Source organism: Pedobacter lusitanus, assembly GCF_040026395.1.
Lineage (GTDB): Bacteria > Bacteroidota > Bacteroidia > Sphingobacteriales > Sphingobacteriaceae > Pedobacter > Pedobacter lusitanus.
The window spans coordinates 1,744,569-1,759,216 of sequence record NZ_CP157278.1; the positions used below are offsets into that span (position 1 = coordinate 1,744,569).

The following is a 14,648-nucleotide window of genomic DNA, read 5'->3' on the forward strand; positions in this document are numbered from 1 at the left end:
TTTTGTGTTAAATTTGATTGAGCAAAAAATGATTAAAAACAGCTTTGATGCTATTTAAAAAGATTTTTTGTAAATTTAACGTATCAACAACCTCTGGTAATTTTATTTAAGACAAATGACAACTCCAAAAAAATCTGTTAAGAAAGGTTCATTAGATGATCAGGCACAGGACAAAGAAATGAATGATGAAAATTCTTATGGCTCCATCGACAAAAAGAAAACTTATGACGATGATGATGATGACTTTGATCTTCCCTTAGATGATCTGGACACCTTCGACGACTTTGATTCAGAAGATGACGATGATACTTACTAAGTAATCCTGTTAATCTATATAGAGCATCTTAAAAAAGATGCTTTTTTTTTATGCGCGGCTGTTTCAATTCAGATGGCCCTTAAATTCAATCGACTACATGCAGTTAATTCCCGTTTCCGGTTCACAGACAATCAAAGAGTTTTTAAAGGTTCCTCATGATATCTATCAGCATGATAAAAACTGGATCTGTCCACTGGATCAGGATGTAGAAAAAACATTTGACCCTGAAAAGAATATTTTCTTTAAACATGGAGAATGTACCAGATGGATACTGCAGGATGAACAGGGAAGGACAATAGGAAGAATAGCGGCCTTTATCAATACCAAAAAAGCATTTAACTACGAGCAGCCAACCGGCGGAATAGGTTTTTTTGAATGTATTAATAACCAGGAGGCAGCCTTTAAATTATTCGATACCGCACAGCAATGGCTAAAGGAAAAAGGCATGGCAGCAATGGACGGACCAATTAATTTTGGAGAAAACGATACTTTCTGGGGTCTGCTGGTAGAGGGTTTTACCCCTCCATCCTATGGTATGAATTATAATCCGCCCTATTATCAGGCATTTTTTGACAACTACGGCTTTGTAACTTCCTATCAGCAAATAACCAATCATCTGGCAGTCAGAAAACCTTTTCCGGAACGCTTTACTAAAATTGCTACCTGGGTAGCCAACAAACCAGGCTATACTTTTGAACATTTCTCTAAAAAGAATTCAGAAAAATATGTTCAGGACCTGATGGAAATCTATAATGATGGCTGGAAAGACTTTGAAAATTTTGTCCCTATCAAAAAAGAGACCCTTCAGGAGAGTTTCAAACAGATGGAGGCTATAATGGATGAGAAACTAATTTGGTTTGCGTATCTCAACGGAGAACCCGCTTCTTTCGTAGTTATTATACCCGATGCTAATCAACTGATTAAAGGTTTTAACGGAAAACTGGGCCTAATAGAAAAACTAAAATTTGTTTACAGGAGATGGAAAGGTGTAAACAGAATGAGAGCGATTGTTATGGGTACAAAAACTGCCTATCAGAAACATGGTCTTGAATCTGCCCTGTTCATTAAATTAAAAGAATATGTTTTGCCGCTGGATCAGTATGATGAACTCGAGTTATCCTGGGTAGGTGACTTCAATGATAAAATGCTGGCTATTCATGAGGCAACCGGTGCTGTTTTTGGAAAGCGTCACCTAACTATGCGAAAGATCTTCTCCTGACAAAAAAGATCTTTAAATTTAAAAGCCTGTTTAAAGTTTAAACAGGCTTTTAAAATTTCTCTATTTTTCTCTGATTTCTTCGTAAAGATCAATAACCTTCTTTTGAAGTTTAATGATCTCTTCTTCTCTCAGTGATAGCTTCGCTTTCAGATTATTGATCTCTTCAAAATTAACGGACTGAGGATTTTCTCCTTCTTTAGAAATAATGTCCATTGTAGAGACTTCAAAAAGATTAGCAATCTGAGCCAGCCTTGAGATATTAATATCTGTAATTCCTGTTTCAATTTTTGAAAATGCAGGAATAGAGATGTTAAGTCTTTTAGCTACTTCGCCCTGACTCCATCCATTTTTCTGACGGAGCTGTCTGATGTTCTTACCGATGATGTTCATTGTTATAAATTTAGGTGTGTTTTGTTCTTTAAGTATTCAACTCACGTGCCAGTTTAACTAAATCTATCCCTCCAAAATTACCTGAGCTCATTAGCAAAAGGTTGGTCTGGTTAAAATTTAATTCTCTTAAGTATTGCTCAAGAGTAGAGGCATTGTCAAAAAAAGTAAGCTTATCGCTATTAAATGCTGTTTGAACATCTATTTCTGTGAAAGGCTTAATTTTTTTTTGTTGAAATGTTTTTATATCTATATATACGATAGGATTGTCTGCCCGGATCATCGTATCTTCATATTGCAGTAAAAAATTTTTATTTAAACTACTAAATGTGTGTAATTCTATACAAGCAACTAACTTTCTTTCCTCAAATTGCGACTTTACCGCCTCAATGGTAGCTCTCAATTTTGATGGGGAATGTGCAAAATCTTTATAAACATTGGTGTTATTTTCGGCATTTAACAACTCAAGGCGCTTTGAAGCCCCTTTAAATGAGGTAATTGCCTGATTAAAGTCTATCTCGCTGATACCAATTTCCTGACAAACCAATTTCGCTGCACTTAAATTCATTAGGTTATGGTCACCAAAAATTTTCAATGGCAAATTTTCCGGTAGTAAATAAGTTATACCATTGTTAACGTGGTGTGCAGGAATTTGGTATCCTGTCTTAACAATTTGTTTACGAGAATTTCTCACAAGGGTGTGTAATTCTTTGTCGGTCTCGCAATAAAATAATTTACCTCCCGGCTCAATTGTATCAATAAAAAGCTCAAACTGATGAAGGTAATTTTCAAATGTAGGAAATACATTAACATGATCCCAGGCGACACCACTAATCACAGCAATATTTGCTTTATATAAATGAAATTTTGGTCTTCTGTCAATTGGAGAAGCTAAATATTCATCTCCTTCGATGATAATCAACGGAGCCGAATCTGTCACCTTGACCATCGTATCAAATCCTTCCAGCTGGGCTCCTACCAGGTAATCAAAATCTTTTTTATAATAGTTAAGTACATGCAAAATCATTGACGTAATCGTTGTTTTACCGTGACTACCGCCAATAACTACTCTCAGTTTATCTTTAGTTTGCTCATAGATATATTCCGGATAAGAATAGACTTTAATACCAAGCTCCTGTGCTCTGAGTAATTCAGGATTATCAATAAGTGCGTGCATTCCCAGAATGACAGCATCCAGATCAGTGGTGATTGATTCTTCATGCCAGCCCATTGTTTTGGGTAAAATTCCATATCTGGAAAGTCTGCTCGCTGATGGTTCAAAGATTAAATCATCAGAACCACTTACTACAAAACCTTTCTTATGCAAAGCTATTGCAAGATTGTGCATTGCACTTCCACCAATAGCAATAAAATGTATTCGCATTCTCAAATATTAAAAAAATAAAGTAATCTAAATACTTTTTCTCATCAGTATAAATTTATTTTTGATGGCTTCGTTATGCCTTTATAAATCTGGCGGCTACCCAGTCTCCTATCTTTTTATGATCAAGATAATTTATATCTAATTGCGCACAAGCATCCTTAATCATCTGCAGATCAGGAGACTCATAAAATCCACTAAAAAAAATCTCACCTCCGCTCTTTAATACCCCTGCATAAACAGGAATCTGATCCAGTAAAATATTACGATTTATATTAGCCAGGATGATATCATAAGCCCGAACTGGAATAGTTTCTTTTCCACCACATAAAGCTGTGATATTATGAATATTGTTTAATGCTGAATTTTCTATAGTACTCAGATAACAAACATCATCATTATCAATTGCAACCAGTTCCTCTGCACCTTTTTTAGCAGCAAGGATTGCCAGTATTCCTGTTCCACAGCCCATATCCAACACATGCTTCCCGGTATAGTCAGTTTCAAGGATATATTGCATCATCATAGTTGTCGTTTGATGATGACCAGTTCCAAAAGCCATTTTAGGATCGATGACGATCTCATATTTATAGGTTGGCTGTGAAGGATGGAAAGTAGCTCTTACATAGCAGGTCTGATCGATAATAAGAGGTTCAAAATTTTTCTCCCATTCCTCGTTCCAGTTTTCTGCTGCAATTTCTGTTACAGTGTAAGTATATTCGAATTCACCTTCAAATTCTGCGAGCGCTCCGGTTAGATTTTCTTTGCTATAGCTATCCGTATCAATAAATGCGGAAAAACCATTTTCTGTATCTTCAAATGTATTGAATCCGATTTCAGCTAGTTCACTGATTAATAAATCCTGTTGATACTCCTCGATAAGCTTAAAGCTGAATGTGACTTGAATGTACTGCATTAAGAATTAAACGTTTTAACTATATCAGCGAAATCACGGGATTTAAGGGAAGCTCCTCCGATTAGTCCGCCGTCAATATCTTTTTGTGCAAATAATTCAGGAGCATTCTTAGGTGTACAGCTTCCTCCATATAAAATAGAAGTCTTTTCTGCAGTTTCTTCACCATAAGTACCAGCAACTTCAGCACGTATAAATTCATGTACTTCCTGTGCCTGTGCCGCAGTAGCAGTTAAACCTGTACCTATAGCCCAAACCGGTTCATAAGCAATAACTACTTTTGAAAAATCTTCAGCACTCAAATGGAAAAGACCATTTTCTAATTGCCCTTTTAAGATTTCAAAGAAATTACCATTATTTCTTTCGTCTAATGTCTCACCAATACAGAAAATAGGTAACAGATGATTAGCCAAAGCAATATTAGTTTTATCAGCAAGTAAAGCATCATTTTCAGCAAAATACTGACGACGCTCTGAATGTCCGATGATCACATATTCACAACCAACTGATTTAATCATTTTGGCTGAGATCTCTCCTGTGAAAGCACCGCTTTCTTTCTGATGACAGTTCTGAGCACCAATTTTAACGGTATCTCCTCCTAATTTTGGTAAGCTGTTTAAATGGATAAACGGAGCACATATGATAGCAATCTGATCGCCTTTTTTTTCATCTCTTACGATGTTAACGATTTCTGAAAATAATGAAATACCTTCTGCATAGTCCGTATTCATTTTCCAATTTCCTGCTACTATTTTCTTTCTCATAATTAAATCTAATATTATTTTAATTGTAATCCTATTTTCTATTATTTATTCGCCATTTTGACATCAAAACAACCGTTCCATTTTTCTAACTACACATATAGATGATAAAAATACACAAACTCTCTTAAAAAGATCTATAAATTGACGTTAAATCAAAAACTGATGACAATATATCTTTTTCTATCTGATTAAATTCAACATTTTTACGTTCAAAGACTTTTTCTGCGGTTTCAAACATTTTTTCAAGGCTATAAATATCAAATCCCTGTACTCCTCCCCACGCAAAATCGGGGATAAAGTTCTTTGGATACCCAGAACCGAACACGTTTGCACTTACACCAACCACAGTTCCTGTATTAAACATCGTATTTATACCACATTTCACATGATCAGCCATAATTAAGCCGCAAAATTGAAGCCCCGTCTTTCTGAAAGCAGTCTGTTCATAATCCCACAGCTTAACTTCTGCATAATTATTCTTTAGATTGGAATTATTGGTATCAGCTCCGATATTACACCATTGCCCCAGCACAGAATTCCCCAGATACCCCTCATGTCCTTTAGAAGAATAGCCCCAGATTACCGCATTATTAATCTCACCACCTACCGTACTAAATGGTCCAATGGTAGTCTGTCCGTAAATCTTGGTTCCCATCTTTACTCTTGAACCTTCGCCAAGCGCAAAAGAACCTCTGATATGACAGCCTTCCCATACCTGTGAATTTTTCCCCAGATAAACAGGCCCTGTCAGCGTATTAAAAGTAGCACATTCTGCCTGCACACCCTCTTCAACAAAAATCTGATCTCCAAGCACAGTATTAGTTGCACTCAGTTTAGCAGAAACTCTTCCCTTTGTTAAAAGCTCAAAATCTGCACGTAGCTGCAAATCGTTATTTCTAAAGATATCTTCAGGAAATACGATCCGGGTAAAAACCCCGTCATATTGAATTGTATGGAGTAAATTAAGCTTTGTTAAATCAGGTACCTCACCCGGGTTGGTTTTACAGGCTAGTGTAATGTCTCCTTTAGAGAGAACCTGACCAGGATGTAATGTAGCAATTGCTTCAAAAAGCTGCTTATCCGGGCATACAGAACCATTAATATAGGTATCTGCATTACTATGCATTTTATATTTAGCAGTAAGATATTCTGCAGTACAAAAACCTGCAGCGGCAGATGAATACTTTTCCCATTTTTCCGCTATGGTCAGTATTCCAATCCGTAAATCGGCCACAGGCCTGGTAAAAGTAAGCGGCCTTAAAGAAAGAGCAGTGTGATCATCAAATAAATTAATGTTCATTTAATTGTTATTGTTTTATTTTTCGTAGCCATGTTTCCAGAATTTATCTGTTCTTCTCCAAAACATGTTACCAGTATATAATATAGGCAAAAATAAAAAAAGTCCCGAAGCTTAGCATCGGGACTTTAAAATAATTTCTTATAACTGTAGAATTATTTCTTAGCGTAACGTGTTTTAAATTTATCGATACGACCAGCTGTATCTACCAGTTTCATTTTACCAGTATAGAAAGGGTGAGAAGTGTGTGAGATCTCTAATTTATAAAGAGGGTACTCGTTACCATCTTCCCAGGTCACAGATTCTTTTGTCTCAACGCAAGATTTAGTTAAAAAAGAGTATTCGTTAGACATATCTTTAAATACTACGAATCTATAGTTTGAAGGGTGAAGATCTTTTTTCATAATGAATATATACTTATTTGTACTTATTTGTCGCTTATTTTGAAGGTTGCAAATATCCTAATTATATTTTTTATTTACAAGGATTATTAAAAAATTATGAACTATACTTTTTCCGGGTTTCAACTTTCTGCATCTGCCTTCTAATATATTCATCTGCAATCACTTCTGCCGAAGGCAGTTGAGACCTGCTGATCAATAAAGATTTTAATCTTTCCTCATCCACATCAGTACGATATAAAATATTCATCATTTTAGAGATATCATTATCCAGTAACCAGGAGAAAGCATAAATCATTTTCTCTCTCAGCTGCGCAGAAGACAGCTCCTCTTCCAGTTCAAAATCATTACTTATAATTCTGCTGAGTGCTTTAAGGTCATCCATTAATCATTTTTTTATTTCCTGACATAACTCAATCAGTACTCCGTTTGTCCCTTTAGGATGAACAAAGCAAATCAGCTTATTGTCGGCACCAAATTTAGGTTCTTCATTTAAGAGTACAAAACCTTCATTTTTCAATCTTTTCATTTCCGCATAAATATCATCCACATCAAATGCAATATGATGAATCCCTTCACCTCTCTTTCCTATAAAAGAAGCTATAGGGCTATCTTCTGCTGAAGCCGCAAGCAGTTCAATCTTATTTTCTCCGGTTCTGAAAAACGCAGTATCTACTCCTTCCGAGGCTACAGATTCACGCTTATAAGCAGCTGTTCCCAGCAACTTTTCATAAAGATCACAGGATGTATCAAGATCTTTTACAGCTATACCAATATGTTCTATTTTATTCATGTACTATGTAAACGTTAAACGAATGTAAAAATGCATGTTTTAAGCATACCTTCATAGGGATTAATTATAATCATTGGTAATCTTTTTTAGTACATTTGTATCTTAATAAGAATAAATTATATACAATGGAACTTCCTATTTATCTAGATAATAACGCAACAACCCCCCTTGACCCAAGAGTGCTTGAAGCAATGTTACCTTACTTTACCACCAAATTTGGTAATGCTGCCAGCCGTAACCATGCCTTTGGCTGGGTTGCAGAAGAAGGTGTTGATTATGCACGTGAGCAGGCTGCTAAATTAATTGGCTGCACTGAAAAAGAAATCATTTTCACTTCAGGAGCTACAGAAGCAGACAACCTTGGTATTAAAGGTGTGTTTGAGATGTATCAGGATAAAGGTAATCATATAATTACAGCCACTACTGAACACAAAGCAGTTCTGGATACCTGTAAACATCTGGAGAAACTAGGTGCAAAAGTCACTTATCTTCAGGTAAAAGAAGATGGTTTAATTGATCTTGCTGAATTAGAGGCAGCAATGACAGAACAAACTATTCTGGTTACTATTATGTATGGTAACAATGAAATCGGTGTTGTTCAGCCAATCAAAGAAATTTCTGCAATTGCACATAAGTTTGGTGCTTTGTTTATGACAGATGCTACTCAGGCTGTTGGTAAAATTCCTGTAGATGTAAATGCTGACGGAATTGACTTACTGGCTTTCAGCGCTCACAAAATGTACGGACCTAAAGGTGTAGGTGTATTATATGTACGCCGTAAAAACCCAAGAGTTAAAGTTACTGCACAAATGGACGGTGGTGGTCATGAGCGTGGTATGCGTTCAGGAACATTAAATGTTCCGGGAATTGTTGGTTTAGGTAAAGCCTGTGAATTATGCCGTCTGGAAATGGATGCAGAAGCAACCCGCCTTTCAGCATTGAGAGATAAGCTGGAAAGCGCACTGACTGTAATGGAAGAAAGTTATGTGAATGGTAATACACAACACCGTTTGCCACACGTAGCTAACATCTCTTTCAAATATGTTGAAGGTGAAGGATTAATGATGGCAATGAAAGATCTGGCGGTTTCTTCGGGATCTGCCTGTACTTCAGCTTCACTGGAGCCTTCTTACGTATTAAAGAGCTTAGGTCTTTCTGATGATCTTGCTCACTCTTCTATCCGTTTTGGTTTAGGCCGTTTTACAACAGAAGAAGAAATTGATTACGCTATTGAAAATACCAAAAAAGCAGTAAATCATTTAAGAGACCTTTCTCCACTTTGGGAAATGTTTAAAGAAGGAATTGATCTAAGTAAAATTGAATGGGCTGAGCACTAACCTCAGGCAGATTCATTAATAAATAAAATATTTAAACAACCTCTTTAACGGGAGGTTTGGAGGAAAATAAAATGGCATACTCAGAAAAAGTAATGGAACACTATACCAACCCGCGTAATGTTGGTACATTAAATAAAGACAGTAAATCAGTTGGTACAGGATTAGTAGGCGCACCAGAGTGCGGTGACGTAATGCGCCTTCAGATTGAAGTTGATGAAAACAATGTAATTACTGATGCAAAGTTTAAAACGTTTGGCTGTGGTTCTGCAATTGCATCTTCTTCTTTAGCAACTGAATGGTTAAAAGGTAAAACTGTTGATGAAGCCATGACGATTGACAATATGGACATCGTTGAAGAATTAGCTTTGCCACCAGTAAAAATTCACTGTTCAGTATTGGCAGAGGACGCGATTAAGTCAGCGATCAATGATTACCGTGTTAAAAATGGCATGGAACCAATTGCATTGCCTAAATCACATCACTAAAAAATAAAGCATATCAGGTCGGCATTTAATATTTAAGCATATGATCACCATAACAGATAAAGCGAAGAGCAAAATTGATAACTTAATGCAGGAATCTCAAATGGATACTACTTACTTTTTACGTGTTTCAGTAAAAGGCGGAGGATGTTCAGGTTTATCCTACAATTTAGATTTCGATAATGAGGAGAAAACAGGAGATCAGTTTTTTGAAGATAAAGGAATCCGCATTGCACTGGATATGAAATCATTTTTATATCTGGCCGGTACAGAGCTTGACTTCACAGATGGAATAAACGGGAAAGGATTTAACTTCAATAATCCTAATGCGAGCCGCACATGTGGCTGCGGAGAAAGTTTCTCAGTTTAAAACCTGATTATAATAATTAAAAAGGGCACTTTATCGTGCCCTTTTTTCATTTAAAATCTGTTCAGCTTTACTGAATTCAGTTCAAAAATTCTCCTGTCGGGCCTAACATTTCGTTTCTTGCTTTGTTTATAGACATACGTATTGTGTTTTTAATGTAAAAAACTTTATTATTGCCCTCGCAAAAAAAATAATATGGTCTCATTTAACGAATCTTCTACTGTTCCCAGCTTATTGAGAAACGTAGTAGAAAACATTCACAAACCCGAAGAAACATTCCTGATCCACAAAAAAAATAACGAGTGGGAGAATATTTCCTTTAAGCAAACCCTTGATCAAGCTGATGCAGTAGCATCATTTTTCCTGTCAAAGGGTATAGTTAAAGGAGACAGAATGGGTTTGATGATTGAGAACGGACCAGATTATGTCTATTATGATCAGGGCATTCAGCAAATTGGCGCAATCAATGTATCTATTTACCCTACCCTTTCAGAACAGGAAGTAGAATATATCATTAATGATTCCGGTATAAAATCACTGCTGATCGGTAATCCTTTTCTTTATAAAAAGATATTGAAGATAGCTGATAACTGCAGACACCTGCAATATATCATTCCTGCTTTTGCAGAATATAGTAAAACCACTGTTCCTGAAGATCTGGACAAAACAATTATCAGCTTTGAAGAAGTTTTAAAACAGGGAAAGGAACTGGTTACAACTTATCAGCTTAAAATCAGGGAAGCGAGAGCCATTTTACGTCCTTCAGACATTTCTTCCTTAATCTATACATCCGGTACTACCGGAACACCTAAAGGAGTAATGCTTTCGCACAGTAACTTCGTGGAAAATGTAAAAGTATGTCTTCAGCAAATCCCTATTATTGACGAAACTGATGTATTCTTATCATTTCTTCCACTCTCACATGTTTTTGAAAGAACAGCCACTTACCATGTATGTTGTGCGCAGGGCTGTAAAATTGCCTATGCACAAAGCCTGGAACTGCTGGCAAAAAACATGGCCGAGATCAGACCAACAGTGATGAGCTGTGTGCCCCGTTTATTAGAACGTATTCACGACAAAGCCATTAAAAGTGGCACAGCCGAAGGCGGGTTAAAAGCTAAAATATTCATGTGGGCACTTGAAACAGGTCAGAATTACCGTCAAAAGAAAGAAGCCGGAAAAACACCAGGCATACTGTTGTCAGTAGAAAAGAAAATTGCTGAGAAACTGGTATTCAGTAAAATCAAAGAAAAAACCGGTGGAAGATTAAAATTCATGATTTCAGGAGGTGCAGCCCTTCCTAAAAATGTTGGTGAATTCTTCGGTAACCTTGGCATTAAAATTCTTGAAGGATTTGGACTGACAGAAACATCACCTGTGATGGCTGTAACAGAATATGACCGACAGGTTTACGGAACAGTAGGCAGAATCATTCCAGGTATAGAAGTAGCCATACAGGATATCGAGACCAAAGCAATGATCAGCATTCAGACCCACGAATCATTCAATCCGGATTTTGAATGTGCTGAAGGAGAAATCATTGTTCGCGGTCACTGTGTGATGCAGGGATATTTCAATAAACCAGCCGAAACTGCAGAAGCAATAGACAAAAACAACTGGTTCCATACCGGAGATATAGGCCGTTTTTATAAAGGTAATCTTCAGATTACTGATCGTTTGAAAAACATGATCGTCAATGCTTACGGAAAAAACGTTTACCCTACACCAGTAGAAAACATCTATCTGAAAAGTCTTAAAATAGATTCCCTGTTTTTAATTGGCGATAAAAGAGAATACCTTACTGCCATTATTATTCCAAACAGAGAAAGTCTGCAGGAAAAATTCAACTTGCCTGATGCCTTCTTCCTGCAACCCGAGATCTTTATCAATGAACCGGAGATCATCGAATGGATCGGTCAGGATATCAGAAAACTATCAAACGAGTTATCCAAGTTTGAACGCATCAAGAATTTCAGGGTAAAAAGAAATCCTTTCAGCATTGATGAGGGAGAGATCACTCCTACTATGAAAATAAAGCGTAAAGTAGTTGAAAAGATCTATGCCGAAGCCATCAATGAACTTTACACAGAATCAGTTGACGCAGACTAGAAATTAGCTAAAAATAAAAGGCTCTAATTTACTATTTTTGCAGGGCGATTGAGCGCAGGCGTTCAAATCACCAGCAAAACAGAGCTTATCCGGCAAAAGCCGAATATAATAACATTTATGAGTACAGGATTATCAGAATTAGAAATATTGCGCAGAAATGCGTTAAGCCAGTTACGTGAACTGGGAATTGATCCTTATCCACCTGAAGGATATGAGATTAATACAAATGCAGCCGATATACTGGCAAATTACGAAAATAATAAGGATGCCTATCAGCAGGTAAGTTTTGCCGGCAGAATCATGACCCGTCGTATTATGGGTAGTGCTGCTTTTGTAGAAATACAGGATGCTTCGGGACGTATCCAGGTTTATTTAAAGAGAGACGAACTTTGTCCTGATGAGGATAAAACACTTTACAATACAGTTTTCAAAAAGCTGCTTGATTTAGGTGATTTTATCGGTATTAAAGGCTATGTATTTACTACTCAGACCGGCGAAATATCAGTACACGTTACTGAATTTAAATTATTATCAAAATCACTAAAACCTCTTCCAATCGTTAAACGCGATGAAGACGGGAATATCTTTGATGGTTTTACTGATCCTGAATTAAGATATAGACAACGTTATGTAGATCTTACCGTAAATCCGGACTTTAAACAGATCTTCATAACCCGCTCTAAGGTAATCAATACCATGAGAGCATACTTTGATCAGCAAGGCTGGATGGAAGTGGAAACACCTATCCTGCAAGCGATTCATGGCGGAGCAGCCGCACGTCCTTTTGAGACGCATCACAATACATTAGATATGCCTCTATATCTGAGGATTGCAAACGAGCTGTATTTAAAAAGACTGATCGTTGCTGGTTTTGATGGTGTATATGAATTCGGTAAAATGTTCAGAAATGAAGGTATGGACCGTACACATAACCCGGAATTCACCTCAATGGAAATCTATGTAGCTTACAAAGATTATATCTGGATGATGGGCATGGTAGAAGCCTGCCTGGAAAAAGTGGCTATAGCTACACATGGCTCACCAGTTGTCAAAGTTGGTGAACATGAGATTAACTTTGCAGGGCCATACGAGAAACTGACTATGTATGAATCTATTCAGAAATATACAGGGATTGATGTTTCGGCAATGACCGAAGATCAGCTTAAAGAGACTTGTAAAAGTCTGAATATAGAAACTGACCCTACTATGGGCCGTGGAAAACTGGTTGATGAAATATTCAGTGAAAAAGTAGAAGCTAATTTAATCCAGCCTACCTACATCACTGATTACCCGATAGAGATGACTCCGCTTGCTAAAAAACACCGTAGTTCAGCAGGTCTGGTAGAGCGTTTCGAGCTTTTTGTTATGGGTAAAGAAATTGGAAATGCCTATACAGAGCTGAATGACCCTATCGATCAGAAAGAACGTTTTGAAGATCAGTTAAAACTGGCTGCAAGAGGTGATGATGAAGCTATGGCAATGGATGATGATTTTATTCGTGCATTAGAATATGGTATGCCTCCTACTTCCGGCTTAGGTATTGGGATTGACCGTCTGGTAATGCTGATGACCAATCAGTCTACTATTCAGGAAGTACTTTTCTTCCCTCAGATGAGACCGGAGAAAAAAGCCAGGGTAACCACCGACGAAGATTTCGTAAACGCTGGTATCCCTGCCCAGTGGGTTCAGGTAATCAGAAAAATGGGTTTCAATACAGTAGAAGAACTTTCAGGAGCTAATGCAAACAAGGTATTTAATGATTTAGGCGGAATGCGTAAAAAGTTAAAACTGGAGCTGGCTATGCCTACAAAAGATGAGGTAACCGCCTGGTTCTCTTAACATAATAATAACAAAAACTTAAAGGCCTGCTATGATAATTTATAGCAGGCCTTTTCTATTTTTAACAAACAATAAAATTGAATGTTATGAATAATTCAAGTCTTGAGATAACTGAAAACGAATACTGCATAAAATTAAGTAAAGATGCCTTTGATCTGTCCCTGATTCGTCAGCTTATCAAAAGAATTCAATCTGAACAATTGTTTTTTAGCAGAAAAAAAGAATACATGGAAGATGATATAATCAGCCGTGGAACACTGGGTAGTATTGAAAATTTTGACAGCCTTTGTGATAAATAAAAAAAGCCACATGACGTGGCTTTTTTTTATAATGATATATTAATTCTTTATTAACTACCTGTATCTTACCTGTTGTTGCTTGTCCAGCATTCCTAATTGATCTTTCATTTGTTTGATCTGATCAGCAAGTAATTTGTTCTTATCTGCCTTCTTAGCTTCTGTCAGATACATCTGAGCTTCTCTTTTATTACGTTTACCCATTGAAATACCAGCTAAACTTAATTTCGCCAATGCGATGTTATGGTCCATCTGCATACCCAGAGCCAAAGCTTTCTTGAAATATTTTTCAGATTGCATTGGTGCTTTTCTGGATTCTATCAAACCAATTAACAATTGATAATAACCATGCTGAGGTCTGATCAGCTGAGTTTCATAATTTGTAATTCTATTTAAATAACGCTCAGCTTTAGGCATATCGTCTTTACGTAAAAACCATTGTGCAAGCAGCATATTCTCATTGTAGAAGAAAGTTGCTACGATTAATATACTAATCAATACAGCTAAAATCCCCCATCCCCAAAAACCGAAAATCATCAGTGCTACCGCACCTCCCAGTACCACAAAAGCTGCGATAAGTCTTACTATGTTTGGCATATCTATTTTTAATTATTTCGTGCAAATATCGTGTTTATATACCAAAAATCAGATAAGCATAAAAAATATTTATCTCATTCTGATGCTTATCTTTGTCACAGCCTGTTCCGGATAGCTTTGGAAAACCAGACAGCTGATACAGGTAAGAGA

Annotated in this window: 17 protein-coding genes; 8 read left to right on the forward strand and 9 right to left on the reverse strand. The window is 36.7% G+C overall.

The genetic code is table 11. From position 1 onward, the window contains the following. The first annotated feature begins 115 nt into the window (after positions 1–115). Together PL_RS07385 and PL_RS07390 are read left to right on the forward strand one after the other, a co-directional pair. The gene (locus PL_RS07385; RefSeq protein ID WP_041884848.1) at positions 116–316 is read left to right on the forward strand and encodes a hypothetical protein; all 201 of its coding nucleotides are present in this window, start codon (positions 116–118) and stop codon (positions 314–316) included. 97 nt (positions 317–413) lie between these two features. Beyond that, positions 414–1,535 carry a hypothetical protein gene (locus PL_RS07390; protein ID WP_041884846.1) on the forward strand — a complete coding sequence of 374 codons (1,122 nt, stop codon included), beginning with the start codon at positions 414–416 and terminating at the stop codon, positions 1,533–1,535. Between the two features lie 60 nt (positions 1,536–1,595). On the opposite strand, the gene PL_RS07395 is transcribed toward PL_RS07390, so the two are convergent. The 8 genes from PL_RS07395 to mce form a co-directional block, all read right to left on the reverse strand. Beyond that, entirely contained in the window at positions 1,596–1,925 is a 330-nt protein-coding gene (locus tag PL_RS07395) for a helix-turn-helix domain-containing protein (protein ID WP_041884843.1), read from the reverse strand. A gap of 28 nt (positions 1,926–1,953) precedes the next feature. Then, on the reverse strand, positions 1,954–3,306 hold the full coding sequence (locus PL_RS07400) for a UDP-N-acetylmuramate--L-alanine ligase (protein WP_041884839.1): 1,353 nt from the start codon (positions 3,304–3,306) through the stop codon (positions 1,954–1,956). Between the two features lie 73 nt (positions 3,307–3,379). Further along, a complete protein-coding gene (gene prmA, locus PL_RS07405; RefSeq protein ID WP_041884836.1) occupies positions 3,380–4,219 on the reverse strand; it encodes a 50S ribosomal protein L11 methyltransferase in 840 nt (279 codons plus the stop codon). Further along, a complete protein-coding gene (gene tpiA, locus PL_RS07410) occupies positions 4,219–4,980 on the reverse strand; it encodes a triose-phosphate isomerase (protein ID WP_348621339.1) in 762 nt (253 codons plus the stop codon). Before tpiA ends, prmA begins: the two co-directional genes overlap by 1 nt. A gap of 124 nt (positions 4,981–5,104) precedes the next feature. Further along, the gene (locus tag PL_RS07415; RefSeq protein WP_041884834.1) at positions 5,105–6,280 is read right to left on the reverse strand and encodes a putative sugar nucleotidyl transferase; all 1,176 of its coding nucleotides are present in this window, start codon (positions 6,278–6,280) and stop codon (positions 5,105–5,107) included. Between the two features lie 152 nt (positions 6,281–6,432). Beyond that, positions 6,433–6,681: a type B 50S ribosomal protein L31 gene (locus PL_RS07420; protein ID WP_041884831.1), complete on the reverse strand. Its 249-nt coding sequence runs from the start codon at positions 6,679–6,681 to the stop codon at positions 6,433–6,435. A gap of 94 nt (positions 6,682–6,775) precedes the next feature. Next, positions 6,776–7,063, reverse strand: a complete 288-nt coding sequence (locus PL_RS07425; RefSeq protein WP_041884828.1) for a hypothetical protein — start codon at positions 7,061–7,063, stop codon at positions 6,776–6,778. Between the two features lie 3 nt (positions 7,064–7,066). Further along, positions 7,067–7,471 (reverse strand): methylmalonyl-CoA epimerase, encoded by a 405-nt coding sequence (mce, locus tag PL_RS07430; RefSeq protein WP_041884825.1) that lies wholly within the window; start codon positions 7,469–7,471, stop codon positions 7,067–7,069. Between the two features lie 125 nt (positions 7,472–7,596). On the opposite strand from mce, the gene PL_RS07435 reads away from it, so the two are divergent. From PL_RS07435 to PL_RS07460, 6 genes are all read left to right on the forward strand, one after another. Then, entirely contained in the window at positions 7,597–8,808 is a 1,212-nt protein-coding gene (locus tag PL_RS07435; protein ID WP_041884823.1) for an IscS subfamily cysteine desulfurase, read from the forward strand. Between the two features lie 71 nt (positions 8,809–8,879). Next, positions 8,880–9,293, forward strand: a complete 414-nt coding sequence (gene iscU / locus PL_RS07440; protein WP_041884820.1) for a Fe-S cluster assembly scaffold IscU — start codon at positions 8,880–8,882, stop codon at positions 9,291–9,293. Positions 9,294–9,333: 40 nt separating this feature from the next. Further along, positions 9,334–9,660 carry a HesB/IscA family protein gene (locus PL_RS07445; protein ID WP_041884819.1) on the forward strand — a complete coding sequence of 109 codons (327 nt, stop codon included), beginning with the start codon at positions 9,334–9,336 and terminating at the stop codon, positions 9,658–9,660. A 192-nt stretch (positions 9,661–9,852) separates the two neighbouring features. After that, the gene (locus PL_RS07450) at positions 9,853–11,766 is read left to right on the forward strand and encodes an AMP-dependent synthetase/ligase (RefSeq protein ID WP_041884817.1); all 1,914 of its coding nucleotides are present in this window, start codon (positions 9,853–9,855) and stop codon (positions 11,764–11,766) included. 117 nt (positions 11,767–11,883) lie between these two features. Then, on the forward strand, positions 11,884–13,605 hold the full coding sequence (gene lysS / locus PL_RS07455) for a lysine--tRNA ligase (protein WP_041884905.1): 1,722 nt from the start codon (positions 11,884–11,886) through the stop codon (positions 13,603–13,605). Positions 13,606–13,691: 86 nt separating this feature from the next. Beyond that, a complete protein-coding gene (locus PL_RS07460; protein ID WP_041884816.1) occupies positions 13,692–13,904 on the forward strand; it encodes a hypothetical protein in 213 nt (70 codons plus the stop codon). A gap of 54 nt (positions 13,905–13,958) precedes the next feature. On the opposite strand, the gene PL_RS07465 is transcribed toward PL_RS07460, so the two are convergent. Next, positions 13,959–14,498 (reverse strand): membrane protein, encoded by a 540-nt coding sequence (locus PL_RS07465; protein ID WP_041884814.1) that lies wholly within the window; start codon positions 14,496–14,498, stop codon positions 13,959–13,961. Positions 14,499–14,648: the final 150 nt, after the last annotated feature.